We start from the raw sequence: 18,213 nt of genomic DNA, 5'->3' as shown, positions 1-18,213 counted from the left end.
GGGCGGGCTTCGGACAGAGGTCAGGAAAAGAAAAGAACGGAAATCGGCGTGTGACTACGCAGAACAGCGACAGATGGCGCTCGCGACACGGACAAGGTCCACGTGCCGGCGCTCGACGAGGGTGACGGTACGGTCACCGAGGGGCTGCATGGGGCGAGAGCCTGTACGAATGCCCATGCGCCTGTCAACAAGGGCATTCCGGATACCGAGACGGAATGGATCGGTCACCCTCTGTGCTGTGACATTTCCCGGCCGTCCCCAATTCGGACCAGTGGTCGATCTCGCCTACACTCGGGAGCGTGCCTCGTGGTGATGGACGACTCAACCACGACCTGCTCCCCGGCGAAAAGGGCCCCCAGGACGCTTGCGGCGTCTTCGGTGTCTGGGCTCCGGGTGAAGAGGTCGCCAAGCTCACCTACTTCGGACTGTATGCCCTGCAGCACCGTGGACAAGAGTCCGCGGGAATCGCTGTGAGCAACGGTTCCCAGATCCTCGTCTTCAAGGACATGGGCCTCGTTTCCCAAGTCTTCGACGAAACCTCTCTCGGCTCGCTCCAAGGTCATATCGCGGTCGGTCACGCCCGCTATTCGACCACCGGGGCCTCCGTCTGGGAGAACGCCCAGCCGACCTTCCGCGCGACCGCCCACGGCTCCATTGCCCTGGGTCACAACGGCAACCTGGTGAACACCGCCGAGCTTGCCGAGATGGTCGCCGACCTCCCCCGTCAGGACGGCCGTGCCACCCAGGTGGCGGCCACCAATGACACCGACCTGGTCACCGCCCTGCTCGCCGGTCAGACCGACGACGAGGGCAAGCCCCTGACCATCGAGGAGTCGGCCGCCAAGGTCCTGCCTCAGGTCAAGGGCGCCTTCTCCCTCGTCTTCATGGACGAGGGGACCCTCTACACCGCCCGTGACCCGCAGGGCATCCGCCCGCTGGTCCTCGGCCGCCTGGAGCGCGGCTGGGTGGTCGCGAGCGAGACCGCCGCCCTCGACATCTGCGGCGCCAGCTTCGTCCGCGAGGTCGAGCCGGGCGAGCTCATCGCGATCGACGAGAACGGTCTGCGCACCTCTCGATTCGCGGAAGCGAAGCCCAAGGGCTGTGTCTTCGAGTACGTCTACCTGGCGCGCCCGGACACCGACATCGCCGGCCGGAACGTCTACCTCTCGCGTGTCGAGATGGGTCGGCGCCTGGCCAAGGAAGCCCCGGTCGACGCCGATCTGGTGATAGCGACGCCGGAATCCGGCACGCCCGCCGCCGTCGGATACGCCGAAGCCAGCGGGATCCCGTACGGATCCGGCCTGGTCAAGAACGCCTACGTGGGCCGGACCTTCATCCAGCCCTCGCAGACGATCCGCCAGCTCGGCATCCGGCTCAAGCTCAACCCCCTCAAGGAAGTCATCCGCGGCAAGCGCCTGGTGGTCGTCGACGACTCGATCGTCCGCGGCAACACCCAGCGCGCGCTGGTCAAGATGCTCCGCGAGGCCGGTGCGGCGGAGGTCCACATCCGGATCTCCTCGCCGCCGGTGAAGTGGCCGTGCTTCTTCGGCATCGACTTCGCCACCCGGGCCGAGCTGATCGCCAACGGCATGACGGTCGACGAGATCGCCACTTCCCTGGGTGCGGACTCGCTCTCGTACATTTCGCTCGACGCGATGGTCGAGGCGACCACCATCCAGAAGCCCAACCTCTGCCGTGCCTGCTTCGACGGCGAGTACCCGATGGAGCTGCCCGACCCGCAGCTCCTGGGCAAGCAGCTGCTGGAGTCCGAGCTCGCGGGCGGCACGGACGCCGCCGACGCGCTCCGCCGCCCGTAGCCCTGGCTCAACCTGCGCCGGGCCCTGTCTTTGAGGCTTCTCCCAGGGCCCGGCACCACACGCAGTAACGACACGAAAGCTCTCTCCTGTCATGACAGAGAAGACCACCGGTGCCAGCTACGCAGCCGCAGGCGTGGACATCGAAGCGGGCGACCGCGCCGTCGAGCTGATGAAGGAGTGGGTGAAGAAGACGCAGCGCCCCGAGGTCCTCGGCGGCCTCGGCGGCTTCGCCGGCCTCTTCGACGCCTCCGCCCTCAAGCGCTACGAGCGCCCGCTGCTCGCCTCGGCCACCGACGGCGTCGGCACCAAGGTGGACATCGCCCGCCAGCTCGGCGTGTACGACACCATCGGCCACGACCTGGTGGCGATGGTCATGGACGACATCGTCGTCTGCGGTGCCGAGCCGCTCTTCATGACCGACTACATCTGCGTCGGCAAGGTGCACCCCGAGCGTGTCGCGGCGATCGTGAAGGGCATCGCCGAGGGCTGTGTCCTCGCCGGCTGCGCCCTGGTGGGCGGCGAGACCGCCGAGCACCCCGGCCTGCTGGGTCCGGACGACTTCGACGTGGCCGGTGCCGGAACGGGCGTCGTCGAGTACGACCGCCTGCTCGGTGCGGATCGCATCCGTACGGGTGACGCCGTCATCGCGATGGCTTCGTCCGGCCTTCACTCGAACGGGTACTCGCTCGTCCGTCACGTCCTCTTCGAGCGCGCCAAGATGTCGCTGGAGGGTCACGTGGAGGAGCTCGGCCGCACCCTCGGCGAGGAGCTCCTGGAGCCCACCAAGATCTACTCGCTGGACTGCATGGCCCTCACCCGTACGGCCGAGGTGCACGCCTACTCGCACATCACCGGCGGCGGCCTCGCGGCGAACCTGGCCCGGGTCATCCCGGACCACCTGCACGCCACGGTCGACCGTTCGACCTGGGCCCCCGGCGCCATCTTCGACCTGGTCGGCAAGGCCGGTCAGGTGGAGCAGTTGGAGCTGGAGAAGACCCTGAACATGGGTGTCGGCATGATGGCCGTCGTTCCGCAGGAGTCGGTGGACGTGGCGCTGACCGCGCTGGCCGACCGGGGTGTCGACGCGTGGGTCGCGGGAGAGATCCTGGACCGCGGCGACCACGCCGAGGGTGCGACCATGACCGGTTCCTACGCGAGCTGAGCAGCACTGAAACCCGGCCCGGGGCGATGCCCTGGACCGGGTTTCAGTCTTTTTGTCTGTCGTGCAGACGCCTCAGGGCGTCAAGCGCCGCGACGCTGTGACGACGGTCCGGACTCTTCGTCCTCGTCGTCGTCATCCGTGTTGTAGAGGTCCGCGTACCGAGCGTACGGGTCGTCCTCGTCCAGCTCGTCGTCGTCTACCTCGACCGGCTCGCTGACAGGCAGCGGTTCCACGGTCGATGCGCCCAGCTCGTTGGCCAGACGCGAGAGGTCAGTCCCGCCGCTGCTGTACTTCAGCTGGCGGGCGACCTTCGTCTGCTTGGCCTTTGCCCGGCCGCGCCCCATGGCTCGACCCCCTCGGTGACGGGGCTCGACGGCCCCAGAGTCTGACACGCGTTCATGGTTCGGAGCGGGCTCTCCGTGGAGAGACCGTCCGTAGGGGTTTAACGGTACCTGCTTCCGCGGCCATACGGTACGCCGCCCGCATGACGCGCCCCGGTGCAGAACCAACAAGGCGCCCCGTCCTCGCTGGTCAGCTGCGATTTTAACCTTTTCCTGGCGGGCGACCCGCCGAAGTGCAGTGAGTTCCGTCTCGCCGCACCCCGGCGGGCGCACCCGAAGGCCCCCGGAAGGGCCTAGACGGCGCGCGCGGCGCGGCCGTCGGCCATCCGCTGCTCGGCGATCCGGTCGGCCGCAGCGGCCGGCGGAATGCCGTCCGCCTTCGCACGAGCAAAGATCTCCAGCGTGGTGTCGAAGATCTTCGTCGCCTTGGCCTTGCAGCGGTCGAAGTCGAAGCCGCGCAGCTCGTCGGCGACCTGGATGACACCGCCCGCGTTGACCACGTAGTCGGGCGCGTAGAGGATCCCGCGGTCCGAGAGGTCCTTCTCGATGCCCGGGTGGGCGAGCTGGTTGTTCGCCGCACCGCAGACGATCGTCGCGGTGAGCGCCGGGACGGTCTCGTCGTTCAGGGCACCGCCGAGCGCGCAGGGGGCGTAGATGTCCAGGCCCTCGGTGCGGATCAGCGCGTCCGTGTCCGCCACGGCGGTGACCTTGCCGGGGTGCTTGTCCAGGATCCGGCGGACGGACTCTTCCCGCACGTCCGTGATCACGACCTCGGCGCCGTCCTCCAGCAGGTGCTCGACCAGGTAGTGCCCGACCTTGCCGACACCGGCCACGCCGACCTTGCGCCCGCGCAGGGTCGGGTCGCCCCACAGGTGCTGGGCGCTGGCGCGCATGCCCTGGAAGACACCGAAGGCGGTGAGGACCGAGGAGTCGCCCGCGCCGCCGTTCTCGGGGGAGCGGCCGGTCGCCCAGCGGGTCTCGCGGGCCACGACGTCCATGTCGGCCACGTAGGTGCCGACGTCGCAGGCGGTCACATAGCGGCCGCCGAGGGACTCCACGAACCGGCCGTAGGCCAGCAGCAGTTCCTCGGTCTTGATGGCGTCCGGGTCGCCGATGATCACGGCCTTGCCGCCGCCGAGGCCGAGGCCGGCCATGGCGTTCTTGTACGACATGCCGCGCGAGAGGTTCAGCGCGTCCAGGACGGCCTCCTCGTCGGAGGCGTACGCGTGGAAGCGCGTACCGCCGAGGGCGGGGCCCAGGGCGGTGGAGTGGATGGCGATGACGGCCTTCAGGCCGGTGGCGCGGTCCTGGCACAGCACGACTTGCTCGTGGCCGCCCTGCTCCGTACGGAACAGGGTGTGCAGGACGCCGTCGGTCATTTCGGTCACGGTGGTGACTCCCATGGAAGAGATGCGGCGGAAAGACGCCCGCCCTGCGGGTGGGGGAGGGCGTGCTGGGAGCAGAGTAAGACCTGGGGGCCGCCCGTAGGTGAGCTGTCCGAGGATCGAAACACTCCCGTGGTGCGCGCGGGCGGCAGCGTCCGGAGGTGAACCCGACCCCGCGGAGGGGCAATACGAGAGCGTGAGCGAATCCTCCGAACTCCCGCTGCCGTCCGCGCGCTCGGCGCCGACCGTCCCGTACGCCTCCTACCTGCGCGTCTACGAGCCCTTGGCGGCCTTCGCCGAGCCGGAGCGCACGCATTGGGCCGACTACGCCCGGCGCGGGGCGGCCCCGACCGCCCAGGACGAACTGCGCAGGTCACTGTCGGACTTGGTGCGGGTCCCGCTGGTGGGGGTGCCGGCCCACGAGAGCGCGGACGCCTTCACGGCGGTGGTCGACGGGGTGCTGCTGGTCTGCCCGTGGCGCACCCGGCTCCGCGGCTGGCTGGCCCTCCAGGAACTCGTCGAGTGGTTTCCGCGGCCGGTGCTGGACGCCGCGCTGCCACCGGGAGCGCGCCGCCGGGCGGCCGAGGACTACGAGCGCTGGCGCGAACGGAACCCGGACGCGCGCCCCTGGATCCGTACGGGGGTGTGGCAGGTTCCGCTGCGTTGGTTCGTGCTGGTGGCGGACGAGGAGCGGGACCACGTGCCCGGCGAGCGGCTGCGCTACCGCACGCCGATGGTCCAGGCCCGGCGGCGGCTCGCCCGCGCGCTGCGGACCCTGCGGGACGCGGAGGGGTACGGGATGCTCGCCGACGGACTGGTGGAGGTGGGGAGCTGGCTGGAGGAGTTCCACCCGCGCTCGATGGTCGAGCTGGACTACGGAGGGCTGCTGCACGCCCTGCCGGCGGATCGACTGGCGGCCGACCGCTCGGCCGGGGACCTCGCGGCGGGTATCGCGGCCCTGCGGGCCGGGGACGCGCGGGGCGCGACCGAGGTCTACGAGGAGTTGGCGGAGCGGTGGCGGGCGGTCCGGGAGCGGCTTTTCGCGAATTAGGCCGAAAGGTGCCTGTGTGGCTGGTTTCACCTAGAAGGGGTTAGTGCGTATCGTCCGGTATCGGTCGATCGGTCAATAGTGGCTGATCAGAGGCTTGATCATGGCATTTGGGACGTAGTGCCAGGACCTACGTCCCGATACGGGCCATTGGCCCAAGCGTGACGGACCGCACTAACTACACCCTTGCGCCCTTCCCCTACCCTCGTGCCAAAATAGGACAAGGAGTCCGGGGAGGGTTCCTTCCGCCCAACTAAGGGCGGAATGCTCGGCATTGCACTCTATGGGGGGTCTGGTGACTCCTGATCGCTCTGTGACTGATCGTCACAGTGGGGTGACTGTCCGTTATGGGACGGTCCATCGGCTTCCGCCGCTGATGAACACCTCGGAGGGCAATTCCGTCGGTTTGGCCGTCGAGGCTGGACGGATGGTGTAGTTGTAGTGCCGAGGACAAGCCGTTCGTCCTATAACCGACTCGGCCCGCGTATGTCCATTTCGGGCAACGCGGGCCAAGGTGCAGAATTTAGAGGAAAGAACCGAGATGGTTCGGTTCTCCCGAGGAGGCCGCTCATGACCGCTCGCACCCCTGATGCCGAGCCGCTGCTGACCCCGGCTGAGGTTGCCACGATGTTCCGCGTGGACCCGAAGACGGTCACCCGCTGGGCCAAGGCTGGCAAGCTCACGTCCATCCGCACCCTGGGTGGACACCGCCGGTACCGCGAGGCCGAGGTTCGCGCACTGCTCGCGGGAATTCCGCAGCAGCGCAGCGAGGCCTGAGGTCGCGCAAACACCCCGCTTTAACGGGTCTATATCGGGTCCCCCAATCCGATGAAACCCACATAGCTTCATACGGCTGGGCCTGCCCCAACAGGTCCGAGGTCGTTCGATCGCGCTGGACTCCGCCGGGTCCAGCGCGATCTTTTTATGCCCAGGTCAGGGCGGTCTCGAGCGCGCACGGGAGCGCCGGCGGGGTAGGTGCCATTGCACATATTCTATCGAGCAGGCGTATAGGTGCGATAAAAGTGTGAGTCCCAAAAACTCATCCGGTGACTCCCGTCACAGATGATCACTCTTGTATATCCGGTATTGCACCCCGTAAAGGGGACCCGCATCGAGAGGCGCATCATGCGAACGGGGGATTCCGGGTGACGGTCGGCCGGGAAGGCTCCCACGACCCCACGACCCCACGGCTCCGGAGGGGGCAGGGAGCAGGCGGGCAGGAGGAGCACGAGGGGCAGGAGGAGCAGGAGGGGCCGGGGCGGGTTCGGAGGGGGGCCCGGGGCGCGCTCGTGTCCGCCCCGCAGACGCGGCGGACACGACCCGGAGGTGTCCACGGGCACTGCGGGTGCTCCACGGCCTCCGGGCGACCTCCAAGGCCGCCCGGGCGGTGTCGCCCGCCAACGCGTCAGGGCCCGTATCCCCAGAGGGATACGGGCCCTGACGTTTCTGCGAACCTGACGGGACTTGAACCCGCGACCTCCACCTTGACAGGGTGGCGAGCTAACCAACTGCTCCACAGGTCCTAGATTTGCGGCCGCTCGGCGGCTGCGAATCAGACTGTACCGCAGCTCAGGGGGTGCAGTCGAACCGGATCACGGAGCCGCCGCGTCCACCGCCTTCACGATCCGCTTGTCGGAGATCGGGTAAGCCGTCCCGAGTGCGTGCGCGAAGTAACTGACGCGAAGTTCCTCGATCATCCAGCGGATGTCGGTGACCGTGGACGGGACGGGCCGCCCCTTCGGCAACTGCTCCAGCAGCCAGGCGTACTCGTCCTGCATCTCGTGGACCTTCTCCATGCGCGTGGTGTCGCGCTGGACGCCCGTGGGCATCTGCTGGAGCCGTCGGTCCACCGCCACCAGGTAGCGCATCAGGTCCGCCAGTCGGCGCAGCCCCGTGAGCGTCACGAAACCGGCCGGCATGAGGGCCGCCAGCTGCGTCTTGACGTCCTGGATGTTCGCGACCAGCGCCAGGCTGCCCGTGGCCTTCAGCCGGCGCTCACAGGCCTGCCAGGCGGCCAGCACCTGCTGCACCTGGCCGACCGTGCGCACGGTCGTGTCCACCAGGTCGGCGCGGACGGCTTCGTAGAGCTTCCGGAAGTCCGCCTCGTCCCATGCGGGGCCACCGTGGTCGGCGATCAGCTTGTCGGTCGCCGCGGTCGCGCAGTCGTCGAAGAGCGCCTGGATGGAACCGTGCGGGTTCCTGGACAGGGCCAGCTTCTGCTGGTTGGTCAGGTGGTCCGAGGCGAACTTCGCCGGGTTCACCGGGATGTTCAGCAGGATGAGCCGCCGGGTGCCCAGCCACATGGCCTGCTGCTGCTCGGCCTCGGTGTCGAAGAGCCGTACGGACACGCTCGTGCCCTCGTCCACCAGCGCCGGGTACGCCTTCACCGGCTGACCGGCGCGCCGGGTCTCGAAGACCTTGGTCAGCGTGCCGATCGTCCAGTCGGTCAGCCCGGTCCGCTCCACCGACTCCCCGCCCGCCCGTTCGGCGGTGGCCGCGGCGGCCTTGGAGAGGGCCTGGCGGGCCTTCGGCTTCAGCCTCAGGCGCAGGGCCTCCAGGTCCTTGTCCTCGGCGAGGTTCTTGCGGCGCTCGTCGACGATCCGGAAGGTGATCTTCAGATGGTCCGGGATCCGGGTGAGGTCGAAGTCCTCGGCCGACACCGGGACCCCGACCATCCGCTGGAGCTCGCGCGCGAGGGTGACCGGCAGCGGCTCCTGCAGGGGCACCGCCGTGTCCAGGAAGCGGCCGGCGAAGTTCGGCGCGGGCACGTAGTGCCGGCGGATCGGCTTCGGCAGCGAGCGGATCAGCTCGGTGACGACCTCCTCGCGCAGGCCCGGGATCTGCCAGTCGAAACCCTCGTCGGTGACCTGGTTCAGCACCTGGAGCGGGATGTGGACGGTCACGCCGTCGGCGTCCGCGCCCGGCTCGAACTGGTAGGTCACCCGGAACTTCAGCTGACCCTGGCGCCAGGAGTCCGGGTAATCGGCCTTGGTGACCCCGGCCGCCTTCTCGGTCAGCAGCATCTCCCGCTCGAAGTCGAGGAGTTCGGGCTCCTCGCGCTTCTTGTGCTTCCACCAGGAGTCGAAGTGCGCCCCCGAGACCACGTGGGCGGGGATCTTCTGGTCGTAGAAGTCGAAGAGCGTCTCGTCGTCCACCACGATGTCGCGGCGACGGGCCCGGTTCTCCAGCTCCTCCACCTCGGTGAGGAGCTTGCGGTTGTCGGCGTAGAACTTGTGGTGGGTGCGCCAGTCGCCCTCGACCAGCGCGTTGCGGATGAACAGCTCGCGCGAGACCTCGGCGTCGATCCGGCCGTAGTTGATCTTCCGCTGGGCCACGATCGGTACGCCGTACAGCGTGACCTTCTCGTACGCCATCACGGCCGCCTGGTCCTTCTCCCAGTGCGGCTCGCTGTACGTGCGCTTGACCAGGTGCTGCGCCAGCGGCTCCACCCACTCGGGCTCCACCTTGGCGTTCACCCGGGCCCACAGCCGCGAGGTCTCCACCAGCTCGGCCGACATCACGAACTTCGGCTGCTTCTTGAAGAGCGACGACCCCGGGAAGATCGCGAACTTGGCGCTCCGGGCACCGAGGTACTCGTTCTTGTCGGTGTCCTTGAGCCCGATGTGCGAGAGCAGTCCGGACAGCAGCGACACGTGGACGACCTGCTCGGGGGCGTCGGCCTCGTTGACGTGGATGCCCATGCCCTTGGCGACCGTGCGCAGCTGGGAGTAGATGTCCTGCCACTCGCGGATCCGCAGGAAGTTCAGGTACTCCTGCTTGCACATCCGGCGGAACGAGGACGAGCCGCGCTCCTTCTGCTGCTCCCGCACGTAGCGCCACATGTTCAGGAACGAGAGGAAGTCGCTGGTCTCGTCCTTGAAGCGGGCGTGGTTCTGGTCGGCCTGGGTCTGCTTGTCCGAGGGCCGTTCGCGCGGGTCCTGGATGGACAGGGCCGCCGCGATGACCATGACCTCGCGGACGCAGTTGTTCTTGTCGGCCTCGATGACCATGCGGGCCAGCCGCGGGTCCACCGGGAGCTGGGAGAGCTGGCGGCCCATCTGCGTCAGGCGCTGCCCCTTCTTCCCCTCCGGGGAGGACTTCTCGGCCGTCTCGAGCGCGCCGAGCTCCTGGAGGAGCTGCACGCCGTCGCGGATGTTGCGGTGGTCCGGCGGGTCGATGAAGGGGAACTTCTCGATCTCGCCGAGGCCGGCCGCGGTCATCTGGAGGATGACGGAGGCCAGGTTCGTCCGGAGGATCTCGGCGTCGGTGAACTCGGGACGCGCGTCGAAGTCGCCCTCGGAGTACAGCCGGATGCAGATTCCGTCGCTGGTACGTCCGCAGCGGCCCTTGCGCTGGTTGGCGCTGGCCTGCGAGATCCGCTCGATCGGCAGGCGCTGGACCTTGGTGCGGTGGCTGTAGCGGGAGATCCGGGCGGTGCCCGGGTCGATCACGTACTTGATGCCGGGGACGGTCAGCGAGGTCTCGGCGACGTTGGTCGCGAGCACGATCCGGCGGCCGGTGTGCTGCTGGAAGACGCGGTGCTGCTCGGCGTGCGAGAGGCGTGCGTAGAGGGGGAGGACCTCGGTGGAACGGAGGTTCCGTTTGGTCAGGGCGTCCGCCGTGTCGCGGATCTCCCGCTCGCCGGAGAGGAAGACCAGGATGTCGCCCGGACCCTCCGACTGGAGCTCGTCCACGGCCTCGCAGATCGCGGTGATCTGGTCCCGGTCGGAGTCGTCGCCGTCCTCGGCGTCCTCTTCCAGGAGCGGCCGGTAGCGCACCTCCACCGGATACGTGCGCCCGCTGACCTCGACGATCGGGGCGTCGCCGAAGTGCCGGGAGAAGCGCTCGGGATCGATGGTGGCCGAGGTGATGACGACCTTGAGGTCGGGGCGCTTGGGCAGCAGCGTGGCCAGGTAGCCCAGCAGGAAGTCGATGTTCAGCGAGCGCTCGTGGGCCTCGTCGATGATGATCGTGTCGTAGGCGCGCAGCTCGCGGTCCGTCTGGATCTCGGCGAGCAGGATGCCGTCCGTCATCAGCTTCACGAAGGTCGCGTCCTGGTCCACCTGGTCGGTGAAGCGGACCTTCCAGCCGACGGTCTGGCCGATCTCGGACTTCAGCTCCTCGGCGATCCGCTCCGCGACCGTGCGGGCGGCGATCCGGCGGGGCTGGGTGTGCCCGATCATGCCCCGGACGCCGCGGCCCAGCTCCATGCAGATCTTGGGGATCTGCGTGGTCTTGCCGGACCCGGTCTCGCCCGCGACGATCACGACCTGGTGGTCGCGTATCGCCTCGGCGATCTCATCCTTCTTCTGGCTGACGGGCAGGTTTTCGGGATACGTGACCTCCGGCATCCGCGAGGCACGGCCGGCCAGTCGCTCGGCGGCCTTGGTGGCCTCCGCGGCGATCTCGTCGAGCACGGCCTGCTTGGCCTCGGGCTTGCGGATACGGCGGGCGCCTTCGAGGCGGCGGCCGAGGCGGTGCGCGTCACGGAGGGAGATCTCACCGAGAAGCGTCTGCAGGGCGGCGAAGGAAGTAGACATACCTGGTCGAGGATCTCACCTGGGCCCTCCGGGTGGCGAACGCATTTGTGGGGCGGACCCGTACCATTTCGGGACGAGTCCGTCGGTCGTACGAGTGAGAGGCAGCCCACCTTGTCCCGCCCCCGTCACGTCTGGCACCTGCTCGGCGTGGTCCTGGCGGTACTCCTGGGCTGTGCGGCCCCGGCGGTGGCGGTCGACCCGGCGGCCCGGACGGCTCAGACACCGGCCGCGGACTCGACCCCGGCCCCGGTCCTGACCCCGGCCCCGGTCCTGTACCCGGCTTCTGCCTCGGTCCCGGCTCCGGCCCCGGTCCTGGCCCCGGCTCCTGCTTCGGCGGCCGTCCCGGCTCCGGCCAACGACCCGGCCGCGGCGCGGCCCCGCGCGGCCGTCTCCACCGACGGCACGGGCGGGCCCGCCTGCGCCCCGGTGGCCCCCGAGCGCGGCGGTACGCCCGCCGTCCCCGCGCGCGCCTGGGGCGAGCACGCCCAGGTCCCGCCGGTCCGGGCGGCGCCCGAGGAGGCCGGTCCGGCCGCGGCCGTGCCCGTACGGACCCCCGTACGCGGTCCCGACCGCCCGGCCCCCGACCGGCTGGAGCTCTGCGTGATGCGGGTCTAGACGGACCGGTCCCACCGGTCCGTCCATTCCCACCCACCCGCAGCACTGGAGCACCCGCATGCCCTCTTCCAAGAAGCCCTCCGCCAAGAAGTCCTCCGCCAAACCCCTGCTGTTCTCCGCCGGGGTGGCCCTCGCCGCGATCGCCCTCGGTCTCGTCTCCTGGCAGGCCACCGCTCCCGCCGAGACCGGTTCGGCCGGGTCCGGCGCCGTCGCCGCGCCCCGGACCGACCCCGCCGCTGAGCTCAAGGCACTGGCCCGGCGCGAGTCCGGCGACAAGCTCGCCGTCGGCCGTGCCGACGCGCCCGTCGTGCTCATCGAGTACTCCGACTTCAAGTGCGGCTACTGCGGCAAGTTCGCCCGGGACACCGAGCCCGAACTGGTGAAGAAGTACGTCGAGGACGGCACCCTGCGCATCGAGTGGCGCAACTTCCCGATCTTCGGCGCCGAGTCCGAGGCCGCGGCCAAGGCCGCCTGGGCGGCCGGGCAGCAGGACCGCTTCGACGCCTTCCACGCCGCCGCCTACGCCGGCGGCTCGAAGGAGAAGGGCTTCGCCGAGCCCCGGCTCGTGGAGCTGGCCCGGGAGGCCGGGGTGCCCGATCTGGAGCGCTTCAAGGCGGACATGGCCGGCGAGCAGGCCACGGCGGCCCTGAAGAAGGACCAGGAGGAGGGCTACCGCATCGGCGTCACCTCCACCCCGTCCTTCCTGCTGAACGGCAAGCCCATTGCCGGTGCCCAGCCGCTCGACACCTTCACGGCCGCCATCGCCAGGGCGAAGGCCGAGGCGGCGGAGCAGTGACCGACATCGGATACCTGGCCGCCCTGCTGGGCGGCCTCCTCGCGCTGCTCAGCCCCTGCAGCGCCCTGCTGCTGCCGGCCTTCTTCGCGTACTCCATCGACTCCACCTCGCGGCTCCTGGCGCGCACCGGGATCTTCTACGCGGGCCTCGCGAGCACCCTGGTACCGCTGGGGGCGGCCGGCTCGTACGCAGGGCGGTTCTTCCACGGCAACCGCGACCAGCTCGTGCTGGCGGGCGGCTGGCTGATCATCGCGCTCGGCCTCGCGCAGATCCTGGGCCTCGGCTTCGCCCCGAAGCGGATCTCGGAGCTGTCGGGCCGGATCCGGCCGACCACCGTTCTGTCGGTGTACGCGCTCGGCGCGGTCTACGGGCTGGCCGGGTTCTGCGCCGGCCCGATCCTGGGCAGCGTCCTGACGGTCGCGGCGGTGAGCGGCAGCCCCGTCTACGGCGGCCTGCTGCTCGCGGTCTACGCCCTGGGGATGGCCGTACCGCTGTTCGTACTGGCGCTGCTGTGGGAGCGGTTCGACCTGGGCCGGCGGCGCTGGCTGCGCGGCCGGGTCCTGCGCGTCGGCCGCTTCGAGCTGCACACCACCTCGCTGCTGTCCGGGCTGTTCTTCATCACCCTGGGCGTGCTGTTCCTCGCCTACGACGGGGCGAGCGCGCTGCCGGGGCTGCTGGACGTGGACGACTCGTTCGCCGTGGAGCAGCGGGTCCGCGCGCTGGCCGACGCGGTTCCGGACGGGGCGCTGCTCGCCCTGGTCGCCGCCGGAGCGGCGGCCGTCGGCGTGGTGCAGTGGCGCCGCAGGGAGCGGGCGGCGGCGGCCGAGACCGAAGGGGAGTAACCACAGAAGGCCCCGTCCGATGGACGGGGCCTTCTTGATGGTGGCTGGGGCCGGGGTCGAACCGGCGACCTATCGCTTTTCAGGCGATCGCTCGTACCAACTGAGCTACCCAGCCACGAAACCGTTTCCGGTTTCAGCGATCCTGACGGGACTTGAACCCGCGACCTCCACCTTGACAGGGTGGCGAGCTAACCAACTGCTCCACAGGACCTTGCAGTGTGCGAGACCAAGTCTTGCACACGGTAATGCGTACCCCCAACGGGATTCGAACCCGTGCTACCGCCTTGAAAGGGCGGCGTCCTGGGCCACTAGACGATGAGGGCTAAAGGCCCGCCGGGCACTTCTCAGCGCGTCGGGGACGTGAGAAGCATATGGGATCCGGGGAGCTATCGCCAAAACGGTTTCCCCCGGAGCGACAATGGCCGGGTGCTGGAGATGACGCGCGAGGAGTTCGAAGAGCTCGTCGCAGAGGCCCTGGACCGGATCCCGCCGGAGCTGACGCGGCTGATGGACAACGTGGCGGTGTTCGTCGAGGACGAGCCGCCCGCCGACGATCCCGAGCTGCTCGGTCTGTACGAGGGGACTCCGCTGACGGACCGCGGCGAGTGGTACGCCGGGGTGCTGCCGGACCGGATCACCATCTACCGCAATCCCACGTTGCGCATGTGCGAGGACCGGGAGAGCGTGGTCGCGGAGACGGAGGTCACCGTGGTGCACGAGATCGCCCACCACTTCGGGATCGACGACGAGCGGCTGCACGCGCTGGGGTACGGGTGACGCGGCCGCTCCCGGTGCCCGGCGACGGGGCGGAGCGGGCGGTGGATGATCCGGAGGCAATTGATCCGGACGTCGACCTGCACGTACCCGCGCAGCGCACCGAGCCGCAGGGCCGGGTGCTCGCGGCGGTGGCGGCGGGCGGCGCGGTCGGGGGCGCGGCACGGTACGGGATCTCCCTGCTGTGGCCGGCCGGGCCCGGGGCCTTCCCGTGGGCGACCCTGTGGATCAACGCCTCCGGCAGCGCGCTGATCGGCGTGCTCATGGTGCTGATCAGCGAGGGCGGCCGGACGGCCCCGCATTCGCTGCTGCGGCCCTTCGTCGGGGTCGGCGTGCTGGGCGGCTTCACCACCTTCTCCACCTACGCGGTGGACTTCTCGAGGCTCCTGGACGAGGGGGAGACGGGGACCGCCCTGGCCTACGGCGGGCTCACGGTGGTGGCGGCGCTCGGCGCCGTGTGGGCGGCGGCTGCAGCGACCCGGCTCGCGGTCCGCGGGCCCGGAAGCGGGCGCGGGCGCGTTCCGCGGTGAACTGGCTGCTCGTGGTGGTGGGCGCGGCCGTCGGCGCGCCGCTCCGCTACCTGTTGGACCGTGCGGTGCAGGCGCGGCACGACTCCCTCTTCCCCTGGGGCACCTTCGTGGTCAACGCGGTCGCCTGCCTGGTGCTCGGGGGGTTGACCGGGGCGGCGTTGGCGGGGGCCGCTCCCTCGCGGCTGCAGTTGCTGCTCGGGGCCGGGCTGTGCGGGGCGCTCAGCACGTATTCGACGTTCTCGTACGAGACGCTGCGGCTGGCCGAGCGCGGCCGGGGGTTCCTGGCCGCGGCGAACGTGGGGATGTCGGTGCTGGTCGGGCTCGGCGCGGTGCACCTCGGGTCGCAGGTGGCGCGGCAGCTCTTCGGCTGAGGGGTTCGGCTCGGGGGCTCCACCGGGGCTCCGCTCCCGGGCTCCGCTCCGGGGCTCCGTTACTGGGCTCCGCCCCCGGGTGTTCGTCGCAGGGCGTGTCCCTTACGGGTCAAAGGGAGTTGGGCACATTGACCCGCTCATGCGGAACGTTCGCCCTCAGGCTCCGGAGGTGCCCCCGTGCGCCAGTTGTCCGCTTCCCTCCGACTGGCCGTCACCGCGCTCGCGGTCGCGGCGACGGCCGGCTGCATGAGTGTCGGTGAGAACGCGGCGAAGCCCGGGCCCTCCGCTCCGGGGGACCGCCGCAGCGGCGCCGAAGCCGGCCCGGGGAACGTCTCGGGACGGGGCACCGGGGTCCGCGGCAACGGGCACGGCACGAAGGACGGTACGGGGAGCCAGGACGGCCGGCACAAGGACGACGGCAAGGCCTCCGGCGCGACCGGAGCCTCGCCGAGCCCGGGCGCGCCGACCGGCCGGCCGGGGGTGCCCGCGCCGTCAGCGGGACCGGGCGGCGGCGCGGGCGGGCAGGGCCCGCAGCAACCCACCACGGGCGGGTCGGGCGGGTCGGGCGGTGGGCCCGGCGGCCCGGGCGGTTCGGCCGGCGGACAGCAGTCGGCGAGCCCGACCCCGGCACCCCCGGCCACGACTCCCCCTGTGACGGAACCCACGTTGGCGCCGCCGAGCCCGCAGCCGGAGCCGACCACCCAGCCGGCCCCCGAGCTCTAGGCCGGGCGGGCGTCCGGCCGGGTCCGGCAGGACCCGGTCCGCTACCGATGCCGGAGGCGTCTTCGCAGGTCAGAGACGTTTCTGCGGGGGCGACTTGCCAGACCCCCAGGAGGGTGCGTATGGTTATAGATCGTTTGATCCCATTGCCCGGCGCCGAATCCGAAGAGCGCCGTGTGGCGCGTACTCTCCCTAGCCGTGGCTGACCGCATTGAGGCGGTCGATTTGCGATTCACGGAGTTTGGGCGCGTGCCGAGACTCCGGAAGGTTTCGCATTTCGCATGTCCATTTCCAGCTCTGACCGTTCCGTCATGCCCGAGAACGACTCCAACGAGATGATCGACGCCGAGGCCCTCGTGGTCACCGAGGCGATCGAGGCCGCTGAGGCCAACGAGATCATCGAGGCTCTTGAGGCCGACGTGAACACCGACGGGTCCTACGAGGACTCGACCACCGACTTCGACGACGACGCTGACGCTGACGCGGAGCCCTCGATCACCTTCGGCGACCTCGGTCTCCCCGAGGGCGTCGTGCGCAAGCTCGCGCAGAACGGCGTCACCACCCCCTTCCCGATCCAGGCCGCGACCATCCCGGACGCCCTGGCCGGCAAGGACATCCTCGGCCGTGGTCGCACCGGCTCCGGCAAGACCCTCTCCTTCGGTCTGCCGACCCTGGCGCAGCTCGCCGGCGGTTTCACCGAGAAGAAGAAGCCCCGCGCCATCATCCTCACGCCGACGCGTGAGCTCGCGATGCAGGTCGCGGACGCCCTCCAGCCGTACGGCGACGTGCTCGGCCTGAAGATGAAGGTCGTCTGCGGCGGTACCTCCATGAGCAACCAGATCTACGCCCTGGAGCGCGGCGTCGACATCCTCGTCGCCACCCCGGGCCGTCTGCGCGACATCATCAACCGTGGCGCCTGCTCCCTGGAGAACGTCCAGGTCGCGGTCCTCGACGAGGCCGACCAGATGGCCGACCTGGGCTTCCTGCCCGAGGTCACCGAGCTGCTCGACCAGATTCCCGGCGGCGGCCAGCGCATGCTCTTCTCCGCCACCATGGAGAACGAGATCGGCACGCTGGTCAAGCGCTACCTGTCCAACCCCGTCACGCACGAGGTCGACAGCGCGCAGGGCAACGTCACGACCATGACGCACCACGTCCTCGTCGTGAAGCCGAAGGACAAGGCGCCGGTCACGGCCGCCATCGCCGCCCGCAAGGGCCGCACCATCATCTTCGTCCGCACCCAGCTGGGCGCCGACCGCATCGCCGAGCAGCTCGTCGAGGCCGGCGTGAAGGCCGACGCGCTGCACGGCGGCATGACGCAGGGTGCCCGTACCCGCGTCCTCGCCGACTTCAAGGACGGCTACGTCAACGCGCTCGTCGCCACCGACGTCGCCGCCCGCGGCATCCACGTCGACGGCATTGACCTGGTCCTGAACGTGGACCCGGCCGGCGACCACAAGGACTACCTGCACCGCTCGGGCCGTACCGCCCGCGCCGGCAAGTCCGGTGTCGTGGTCTCCCTCGCGCTGCCGCATCAGCGTCGCCAGATCTTCCGCCTGATGGAGGACGCGGGCGTCGACGCCTCGCGTCACATCGTCCAGGGCGCCGGCGCCTTCGAGCCGGAGGTCGCCGAGATCACCGGTGCCCGTTCGCTGACCGAGGTCCAAGCCGACTCCGCCAACAACGCCGCCAAGCAGGCCGAGCGCGAGGTCGCCGAGCTGACCAAGCAGCTGGAGCGCCTGACCCGCCGTGCCGGCGAGCTGCGCGAGGAGGCCGACCGCCTCGTCGCCCGCTCCGCCCGTGAGCGCGGCGAGGACCCGGAGGCCGCTGTCGCCGAGGTGGCCGAGGCCGCCGAGGCCGAGGTCGCGGCTGCCGCCGCTGCCGCTGCCGCCGAGATCGCGGCGCAGGAGCGCCGCGAGGAGCACCGCGCCCAGCGTGACGACCGTGGCAACTTCGAGCGTCGCGACAACCGTGGCGGCGACCGCGGTGGCGACCGTGGTGGCTTCCGCCGTGACGACCGCGGTGACCGCGGTGACCGCGGTGGCCGTCCGTCCGGTGGCTTCAACCGCGATGACCGTGGTGGCGAGCGTGGTGGCTTCCGCCGCGATGACCGTCCGTCGGGTGGCTTCCGCTCCGGTGGCGACCGTCCGTCCGGTGGTGGCTTCCGTCGTGACGACCGTCCGTCCGGTGGCTTCAACCGCGATGACCGTGGTGGCGAGCGTGGTGGCTTCCGCCGCGATGACCGTCCGTCGGGTGGCTTCCGCTCCGGTGT

At 70.1% G+C, this 18,213-nt stretch carries 16 protein-coding genes and 4 tRNA genes; 12 read left to right on the top strand and 8 right to left on the bottom strand.

What is annotated here, in order from left to right; all coding sequences use genetic code 11:
- Window positions 1-54 precede the first annotated feature (54 nt).
- A complete protein-coding gene (locus tag ACIQK6_RS10795; protein WP_324617183.1) occupies window positions 55-150 on the bottom strand; it encodes a putative leader peptide in 96 nt (31 codons plus the stop codon).
- Between the two features lie 149 nt (window positions 151-299).
- On the opposite strand from ACIQK6_RS10795, the gene purF reads away from it, so the two are divergent.
- Window positions 300-1,817: an amidophosphoribosyltransferase gene (purF, locus tag ACIQK6_RS10790; protein ID WP_030009390.1), complete on the top strand. Its 1,518-nt coding sequence runs from the start codon at window positions 300-302 to the stop codon at window positions 1,815-1,817.
- A gap of 91 nt (window positions 1,818-1,908) precedes the next feature.
- The gene (gene purM / locus ACIQK6_RS10785; protein WP_402694693.1) at window positions 1,909-2,979 is read left to right on the top strand and encodes a phosphoribosylformylglycinamidine cyclo-ligase; all 1,071 of its coding nucleotides are present in this window, start codon (window positions 1,909-1,911) and stop codon (window positions 2,977-2,979) included.
- 80 nt (window positions 2,980-3,059) lie between these two features.
- On the opposite strand, the gene ACIQK6_RS10780 is transcribed toward purM, so the two are convergent.
- Window positions 3,060-3,323: a DUF3073 domain-containing protein gene (locus ACIQK6_RS10780; protein ID WP_150261950.1), complete on the bottom strand. Its 264-nt coding sequence runs from the start codon at window positions 3,321-3,323 to the stop codon at window positions 3,060-3,062.
- A gap of 290 nt (window positions 3,324-3,613) precedes the next feature.
- Window positions 3,614-4,708: an amino acid dehydrogenase gene (locus ACIQK6_RS10775; RefSeq protein WP_329100398.1), complete on the bottom strand. Its 1,095-nt coding sequence runs from the start codon at window positions 4,706-4,708 to the stop codon at window positions 3,614-3,616.
- Between the two features lie 193 nt (window positions 4,709-4,901).
- Between ACIQK6_RS10775 and ACIQK6_RS10770 the strand changes: the two genes are divergently transcribed.
- Both ACIQK6_RS10770 and bldC read left to right on the top strand, forming a co-directional pair.
- Window positions 4,902-5,756 (top strand): hypothetical protein, encoded by an 855-nt coding sequence (locus ACIQK6_RS10770; protein WP_329100399.1) that lies wholly within the window; start codon window positions 4,902-4,904, stop codon window positions 5,754-5,756.
- 567 nt (window positions 5,757-6,323) lie between these two features.
- Entirely contained in the window at window positions 6,324-6,530 is a 207-nt protein-coding gene (gene bldC / locus ACIQK6_RS10765) for a developmental transcriptional regulator BldC (protein WP_003949541.1), read from the top strand.
- A gap of 672 nt (window positions 6,531-7,202) precedes the next feature.
- Here bldC and ACIQK6_RS10760 read toward each other — a convergent pair.
- A tRNA-Asp gene (locus tag ACIQK6_RS10760) sits at window positions 7,203-7,276 on the bottom strand.
- Window positions 7,277-7,345: 69 nt separating this feature from the next.
- Window positions 7,346-11,293: an ATP-dependent RNA helicase HrpA gene (hrpA, locus tag ACIQK6_RS10755; RefSeq protein WP_402694692.1), complete on the bottom strand. Its 3,948-nt coding sequence runs from the start codon at window positions 11,291-11,293 to the stop codon at window positions 7,346-7,348.
- Window positions 11,294-11,404: 111 nt separating this feature from the next.
- Here hrpA and ACIQK6_RS10750 point away from each other — a divergent pair, with 111 nt between their 5' ends.
- Genes ACIQK6_RS10750 through ACIQK6_RS10740 form a run of 3 tightly spaced genes read left to right on the top strand, consistent with a single transcriptional unit; the run spans window position 11,405 to window position 13,546 of the window.
- The gene (locus ACIQK6_RS10750; RefSeq protein WP_402694691.1) at window positions 11,405-11,908 is read left to right on the top strand and encodes a hypothetical protein; all 504 of its coding nucleotides are present in this window, start codon (window positions 11,405-11,407) and stop codon (window positions 11,906-11,908) included.
- A 58-nt stretch (window positions 11,909-11,966) separates the two neighbouring features.
- On the top strand, window positions 11,967-12,704 hold the full coding sequence (locus ACIQK6_RS10745; RefSeq protein ID WP_329100404.1) for a thioredoxin domain-containing protein: 738 nt from the start codon (window positions 11,967-11,969) through the stop codon (window positions 12,702-12,704).
- Window positions 12,701-13,546 (top strand): cytochrome c biogenesis CcdA family protein, encoded by an 846-nt coding sequence (locus ACIQK6_RS10740; protein ID WP_402694690.1) that lies wholly within the window; start codon window positions 12,701-12,703, stop codon window positions 13,544-13,546. The genes ACIQK6_RS10745 and ACIQK6_RS10740 overlap by 4 nt, the downstream gene beginning before the upstream one ends.
- 38 nt (window positions 13,547-13,584) lie before the next feature.
- Here the strand turns inward: ACIQK6_RS10740 and ACIQK6_RS10735 are convergent.
- The 3 genes from ACIQK6_RS10735 to ACIQK6_RS10725 all read right to left on the bottom strand — a co-directional run bounded on the left by ACIQK6_RS10735 (window position 13,585) and on the right by ACIQK6_RS10725 (window position 13,869).
- Window positions 13,585-13,661: transfer RNA gene (locus ACIQK6_RS10735), tRNA-Phe, on the bottom strand.
- Between the two features lie 22 nt (window positions 13,662-13,683).
- Window positions 13,684-13,757: transfer RNA gene (locus ACIQK6_RS10730), tRNA-Asp, on the bottom strand.
- Window positions 13,758-13,796: 39 nt separating this feature from the next.
- Window positions 13,797-13,869, bottom strand: a tRNA-Glu gene (locus ACIQK6_RS10725).
- A 103-nt stretch (window positions 13,870-13,972) separates the two neighbouring features.
- Between ACIQK6_RS10725 and ACIQK6_RS10720 the strand changes: the two genes are divergently transcribed.
- The 5 genes from ACIQK6_RS10720 to ACIQK6_RS10700 form a co-directional block, all read left to right on the top strand.
- Window positions 13,973-14,323, top strand: coding sequence for a metallopeptidase family protein (locus ACIQK6_RS10720; RefSeq protein ID WP_030012899.1), 351 nt, complete (start codon window positions 13,973-13,975; stop codon window positions 14,321-14,323).
- A 41-nt stretch (window positions 14,324-14,364) separates the two neighbouring features.
- Window positions 14,365-14,850 (top strand): CrcB family protein, encoded by a 486-nt coding sequence (locus tag ACIQK6_RS10715; RefSeq protein WP_402694689.1) that lies wholly within the window; start codon window positions 14,365-14,367, stop codon window positions 14,848-14,850.
- Window positions 14,847-15,221, top strand: coding sequence for a fluoride efflux transporter CrcB (gene crcB, locus ACIQK6_RS10710; protein ID WP_329100409.1), 375 nt, complete (start codon window positions 14,847-14,849; stop codon window positions 15,219-15,221). The genes ACIQK6_RS10715 and crcB overlap by 4 nt, the downstream gene beginning before the upstream one ends.
- Window positions 15,222-15,398: 177 nt before the next feature.
- Window positions 15,399-15,944 carry a hypothetical protein gene (locus ACIQK6_RS10705; RefSeq protein WP_329100412.1) on the top strand — a complete coding sequence of 182 codons (546 nt, stop codon included), beginning with the start codon at window positions 15,399-15,401 and terminating at the stop codon, window positions 15,942-15,944.
- 308 nt (window positions 15,945-16,252) lie between these two features.
- Window positions 16,253-18,213: DEAD/DEAH box helicase (locus ACIQK6_RS10700; RefSeq protein WP_402694688.1), on the top strand; the 1,961-nt coding region annotated here is incomplete at its 3' end.

This window comes from Streptomyces sp. NPDC091682 (assembly GCF_044756625.1).
Lineage (GTDB): Bacteria > Actinomycetota > Actinomycetes > Streptomycetales > Streptomycetaceae > Streptomyces.
This window is presented reverse-complemented; position numbering and strand designations above follow the sequence as displayed.

Excerpts from the sequence above, each read along its gene's own strand:
- ACIQK6_RS10795 (WP_324617183.1), bottom strand. The coding sequence starts at position 150 with ATGCAGCCCCTCGGTGACCGTACCGTCACCCTCGTCGAGCGCCGGCAC.
- purM (WP_402694693.1), top strand. The coding sequence starts at position 1,909 with ATGACAGAGAAGACCACCGGTGCCAGCTACGCAGCCGCAGGCGTGGAC.
- ACIQK6_RS10780 (WP_150261950.1), bottom strand. The coding sequence starts at position 3,323 with ATGGGGCGCGGCCGGGCAAAGGCCAAGCAGACGAAGGTCGCCCGCCAG.
- bldC (WP_003949541.1), top strand. The coding sequence starts at position 6,324 with ATGACCGCTCGCACCCCTGATGCCGAGCCGCTGCTGACCCCGGCTGAG.
- hrpA (WP_402694692.1), bottom strand. The coding sequence starts at position 11,293 with ATGTCTACTTCCTTCGCCGCCCTGCAGACGCTTCTCGGTGAGATCTCC.
- ACIQK6_RS10745 (WP_329100404.1), top strand. The coding sequence starts at position 11,967 with ATGCCCTCTTCCAAGAAGCCCTCCGCCAAGAAGTCCTCCGCCAAACCC.